Origin of the sequence: Caloramator australicus RC3 (genome assembly GCF_000297115.1) — a bacterium.
In the GTDB taxonomy this organism is placed as follows: domain Bacteria; phylum Bacillota; class Clostridia; order Clostridiales; family Caloramatoraceae; genus Caloramator; species Caloramator australicus.
The window spans coordinates 1-5,083 of the sequence record NZ_CAKP01000075.1 but is presented as its reverse complement, the minus strand read 5'-3'; the positions used below and the strand labels follow the sequence as shown (position 1 = coordinate 5,083).

Below are 5,083 nucleotides of genomic sequence, written 5' to 3'. Positions count from 1 at the left end.
AAATGGAGAGGAATCCATCTGAACTAGAAGGCCCATCTGTGGTTTCTTTTTCGTCTTGTATGGGGTTTAAATCTACGACGCTTTTTAGGGCTTTTAATACCGGTAGAGTTAAGGATATTGTAGATGGTAGAGTAACTTAGCTTAATGCCATGGAATCTTTCAAGAAGCTCGTTAAAATGTTTGAAGTTAGCATTTTTGTAGTTGTCAGACAATTTAAGAGAGATAATTTTACCTTTAAGTTCATCGGAAACAGCATGAGAAGGTTTACGGCCTTTGTTTTTATGAATAAGAGCAGAAACCCCGCTTTGCATCACACCCTTTCTTAATCTAATAACTTGACGTTCGCTAAGGCCTAAAACCTTTGCTGCTTCCTTGACAGTTAATAAACCCTCAAGGGATTTTTGAATGACAACATACCTATTAATTTGTTTTTGTGACATTGAATAAAACACCTCGTTCCTCATAGTGACATTTTATCATATTACTCTACAACATGACATTATCATAAAATAATCACAAATTAAATATATTTGTGTTGTCAATTTTTTAATTATATGTTATACTACTTAAGGTAATAAATACTCACGCTACTCGATTTTTAAAAGGGTGCCTTAGGGCCTTTTAAAAAAATGAGAGTAGCGGCGGAAAAACCAAATGGAGGTGTATTAAATGTCAGTTATTTCAATGAAACAACTTTTAGAAGCAGGAGTTCACTTTGGTCATCAAACAAGAAGATGGAATCCAAAGATGGCTCAATATATTTTTACTGAAAGAAATGGAATCTATATTATCGACTTACAAAAAACAGTAAAGAAAATGGAAGAGGCTTATGAGTTTGTAAAGCAGGCTGCTGCTGAAGGTAAGGAAATCCTTTTTGTTGGAACTAAAAAACAAGCTCAGGATTCAATAAAGGAAGAAGCAATAAGATGTGGAATGCACTATGTTAACGAAAGATGGCTTGGCGGTATGCTTACAAACTTCAAGACAATTAAGACAAGAATTGAAAGACTTGAAGAATTAGAAAGAATGGAACAGGACGGAACCTTCGAACTTTTACCAAAGAAGGAAGTAATGAAGCTAAGACATGAAAAGGAAAAATTAGAAAAGAACCTTGGTGGAATTAAGAATATGAAAAGAATTCCTGATGTTCTTTTTGTTGTTGACCCAAGAAAGGAAAAGAACGCAGTTGCAGAAGCAAGAATTTTAGGTATACCAGTTGTAGGAATTGTAGATACTAATTGTGATCCAGATGATGTAGATTATGTAATTCCAGGTAACGATGATGCAATAAGAGCAGTTAAGCTTATCGCTTCAAAGATTGCAGATGCAGTTATTGAAGGAAGACAAGGAGAACAAATGGCTGAATAATTAAGGTAAGGGATTATTCCCTTACCTTTGACATAATGTTAGAATTATTTACATAAGGAGGAATAAATATGCAAATAACCGCTAAAATGGTTAGTGAGCTAAGGGAAAGAACAGGCGCTGGTATGATGGACTGTAAAAAGGCTCTAAATGAAGCAAATGGGGACATGGATAAGGCTATAGAAATATTAAGAGAAAAAGGATTGGCTGCTGCTGCAAAAAAGGCAGGAAGAGTTGCAGCTGAAGGATTAGTTGAAACTTATATTTCTGAGGATGGCAAGAGGGGAGCTATAATAGAATTAAATTGTGAAACTGACTTCGTTGCTAAAAATGCTGACTTTGCTGAGTTAGCTAAGAACATAGCAAAACATGCTGCATATTCTAATGCTAATTCGGTTGAGGAATTACTTGAAGAAAAATTTATTGTTGACAACAATGTAATCGTTAAAGATGCAATAACTGCACTTATAGCAAAGCTTGGAGAAAATATGACATTCAGAAGATTCGAAAGATTTGTTGCTGAGGAAGGAGTTATTTCTGACTATATCCATGGTGGCGGTAGAATAGCTGTTATGGTTCAATTAAAGGGAGGAAACGAAGCAGTTCTTAAGGAAGTAGCGAAGGAACTTGCACTTCAAATAGCTGCAGCAAACCCATTATATCTAAACAAAGAGGATGTTCCAGCAGATGTTATTGAAAAAGAAAAGGAAATTTATAGACAACAGGCATTAAACGAAGGAAAACCAGAAAAAGTTGTTGAAAAGATGGTGGAAGGAAGATTACAAAAATACTATAAAGAAGTTTGCCTTATTGAGCAACTTTGGATAAGGGATCAAGATTTAACAATAAGAAAATATCTTGAAAATAAATCAAAAGAAGCTGGAAATGAAATTACTGTAGTTAAGTTTGCTAGATTTGAAAAGGGCGAAGGTATAGAAAAGAAGGAAGAAAATTTTGCTGAAGAAGTAATGAAGCAAGTTAAAATGTAAAGAGAACACAGCTGTGTTCTCTTTTTTTGAAAAAAGAAGGATTTTTTCAACTTTTGGAGAATTATTATTTTGGAGGTTTGTTATGACAACACCAAAGTATAAAAGGGTAATGTTAAAGTTAAGTGGAGAAGCCCTAGCAGGTAAAAATGGTTATGGATTTGATTTTGAAGTAGTTCAAAGAATTGCACAGGAGATTAAGGAACTTGTTGAAATGGGGGTTCAGGTCGGTGCGGTTGTAGGTGGAGGAAACATTTGGAGGGGTAGATATGGTGCAGGAATGGATAGAACAACTGCAGACTACATGGGAATGCTGGCAACATGTATAAATGCAATGGCCCTTCAAAACATTTTAGAAAACATGGGAGTAGTAACTAGGGTTCAAACAGCAATTGAAATGAGGGAAATAGCAGAGCCCTTTATTAGAAGAAAAGCTGTAAGACATTTAGAGAAGGGGAGAGTGGTAATATTTGCAGCTGGAACAGGTAATCCATATTTTTCAACTGACACTGCAGCAGCATTAAGAGCAGCAGAAATTTGTGCTGAAGTTATATTGTTAGCTAAAAATGTTGATGGAGTATATGATTCTGATCCCAACCTTAATCCAAATGCTCAAAAATTTGACAAATTAACCTTTCAGGAAGTCCTTGAAAGGGATCTAAAAGTAATGGATTCAACAGCAACATCTTTGTGTAAAGATAATAATATACCAATAATCGTTTTTGGCCTTAATACCCCTGGGAATATTAAAAGGGCAGTGTGTGGAGATATGGTAGGAACTTTAGTTTCAAATTCGTAGGGAGGGAAAAGTTATGATTAAGGAAGTTATCAAATCTCATGAAGAAAAAATGAAAAAATCTCTTGAACTTTTAAAACATGAATTGCAAAGCTTAAAGGCAGGAAGAGCAAATCCAGCAATGCTTGATAAAATTACTGTAGATTATTATGGAACACCAACTCACATTTCATCTTTAGCAACTATTACTGTTCCTGAGCCAAGAGTTTTGCTTATACAACCCTGGGATAAGAGTGTTGTAAAAAGTATTGAAAAGGCTATACAAAAATCAGATTTAGGAATAAATCCAGTTGCGGACGGAAATGTTGTAAGATTAGTGATTCCTGAACTTACTGAGGAAACAAGAAAAAATCTTGTTAAAGTTGTTAAAAAACATGGAGAAGATGCTAAAGTAGCAATTAGATCAATTCGTAGAGATGCTAATGAAAAAATAAAAGCCCTCAAAAAAGAAGGAGTTTCAGAGGATGAAATTAAAAGAGCAGAAGATGAAATTCAAAAAATGACAGATAATTTTATAAAAGAAATAGATAAGCTTGTAGAAGCTAAAGAGAAGGAGATTATGACTGTATAATGGAAATGCAAAGATTTTTAGGATATCCTTTAAAATATCTTGAAGAATTTTTAAACAGTAAAAATGTCCCTTTTACGGTTAAATACGTATTAGCACCAAACGGAAAGAAATTAGGAGATGAAGTAAGGATTATTAAAATAGATGAAGCTGATACCATTACTATTTATGCATCTTATTTTTAACCCCTCGTTTGAGGGGCATTTTTGCATTAGGAGGTTAAATTATGGAATGGTTGTTTAAAAGAAAAAAAGAGGATAGCTTAATAGATGAAGAAATAGATATGTCAAACCTTCCACAGCATATAGCAATTATAATGGATGGTAATGGTCGTTGGGCAAAGAAAAGGAATCTACCTAGAACGATGGGGCATAAAGCGGGAGTTGAAACGATACGTGAAATCGTTAAAACATGTTCAAAAATAGGAATAAAATATTTAACTTTATATGCCTTTTCAACAGAAAATTGGAAAAGGCCTCAGGATGAGGTAAATACTTTGATGAATTTGCTTGTTGAGTATTTAAGAAAAGAAGTAGAAGAGTTAGATAAGAATAATGTAATTATTAATTGGATAGGTGATATATCAAAATTACCACTAATATGTCAGGAGGAATTAAAAAGGGCTAAAGAAAAAACAAAGGACAATAATGGGTTGACTTTAACTTTAGCTTTAAACTATGGAGGAAGGGATGAAATAAAAAGAGCAATTATAAAGATTGCAAAGGATGTTAATGCTGGGAAACTTGATGTAGATAGTATCGATGAGAATACAATTTCAGGTTATTTAGATACTGCAAACATTCCTGATCCGGACTTACTAATAAGACCTAGCGGTGAACTTAGGATAAGCAATTTTCTTCTATGGCAAATAGCTTATTCGGAATTATGGTTTTCAGATATATATTGGCCTGACTTTAGTAGCAAACATCTTCTTGAGGCAATAAAAGATTATCAAAAAAGAGAAAGACGTTTTGGATCAATAATAGAGATGAGCATAATTGATTAAAAAACAAAATTATTTATGTTAAATTGTTCTAACTTTTATGAAGTGAAGCTCAATTATTTTAAATTAAACTTAAATTAACACCAAAAAAGCAAAAAAAGGGTAGACTACTCCCTTGGTAAAATTGATGTTCAAAAAATTTAATTTAATTTTAATATAATTTATTTAGGCTGTTCTTCTAAATCCCGATAGGGATTTGTATTTATCAACGCAGCCAGATTTTATGGCAGCAATTGCAACAGTTAAAAGGCAAATGTGACCGATTGTATTCAAATTAGTAACGGAGTTAATATTTCTAACATAAGCTTGTTCTGTATTGAGATTTTTCCATCTAGAATTGTATCTTTCGGATTCAGTTCTTAGAC

At 33.4% G+C, this 5,083-nt stretch carries 7 protein-coding genes and 1 pseudogene; 6 read left to right on the top strand and 2 right to left on the bottom strand.

Annotated elements, in window-relative coordinates; translation table 11 throughout:
- Positions 1 to 23 precede the first annotated feature (23 nt).
- On the bottom strand, positions 24 to 440 hold the full coding sequence (locus tag CAAU_RS07145; protein WP_008908765.1) for a helix-turn-helix domain-containing protein: 417 nt from the start codon (positions 438 to 440) through the stop codon (positions 24 to 26).
- 229 nt (positions 441 to 669) lie between these two features.
- On the opposite strand from CAAU_RS07145, the gene rpsB reads away from it, so the two are divergent.
- The 6 genes from rpsB to CAAU_RS07115 all read left to right on the top strand — a co-directional run bounded on the left by rpsB (position 670) and on the right by CAAU_RS07115 (position 4,721).
- On the top strand, positions 670 to 1,368 hold the full coding sequence (rpsB, locus tag CAAU_RS07140) for a 30S ribosomal protein S2 (protein ID WP_008908764.1): 699 nt from the start codon (positions 670 to 672) through the stop codon (positions 1,366 to 1,368).
- A 68-nt stretch (positions 1,369 to 1,436) separates the two neighbouring features.
- The gene (gene tsf / locus CAAU_RS07135; RefSeq protein ID WP_008908763.1) at positions 1,437 to 2,354 is read left to right on the top strand and encodes a translation elongation factor Ts; all 918 of its coding nucleotides are present in this window, start codon (positions 1,437 to 1,439) and stop codon (positions 2,352 to 2,354) included.
- Between the two features lie 82 nt (positions 2,355 to 2,436).
- Positions 2,437 to 3,150: a UMP kinase gene (gene pyrH, locus CAAU_RS07130; RefSeq protein WP_008908762.1), complete on the top strand. Its 714-nt coding sequence runs from the start codon at positions 2,437 to 2,439 to the stop codon at positions 3,148 to 3,150.
- 13 nt (positions 3,151 to 3,163) lie between these two features.
- A complete protein-coding gene (gene frr / locus CAAU_RS07125) occupies positions 3,164 to 3,718 on the top strand; it encodes a ribosome recycling factor (RefSeq protein ID WP_008908761.1) in 555 nt (184 codons plus the stop codon).
- A complete protein-coding gene (locus CAAU_RS07120) occupies positions 3,718 to 3,900 on the top strand; it encodes a hypothetical protein (RefSeq protein ID WP_008908760.1) in 183 nt (60 codons plus the stop codon). Before frr ends, CAAU_RS07120 begins: the two co-directional genes overlap by 1 nt.
- A 41-nt stretch (positions 3,901 to 3,941) precedes the next feature.
- Complete coding sequence (locus tag CAAU_RS07115; protein ID WP_008908759.1) at positions 3,942 to 4,721, top strand: isoprenyl transferase; 780 nt, start codon at positions 3,942 to 3,944, stop codon at positions 4,719 to 4,721.
- A 162-nt stretch (positions 4,722 to 4,883) separates the two neighbouring features.
- Here CAAU_RS07115 and CAAU_RS14860 read toward each other — a convergent pair.
- A pseudogene (locus CAAU_RS14860) lies at positions 4,884 to 5,083 on the bottom strand (transposase); the annotation flags it as partial.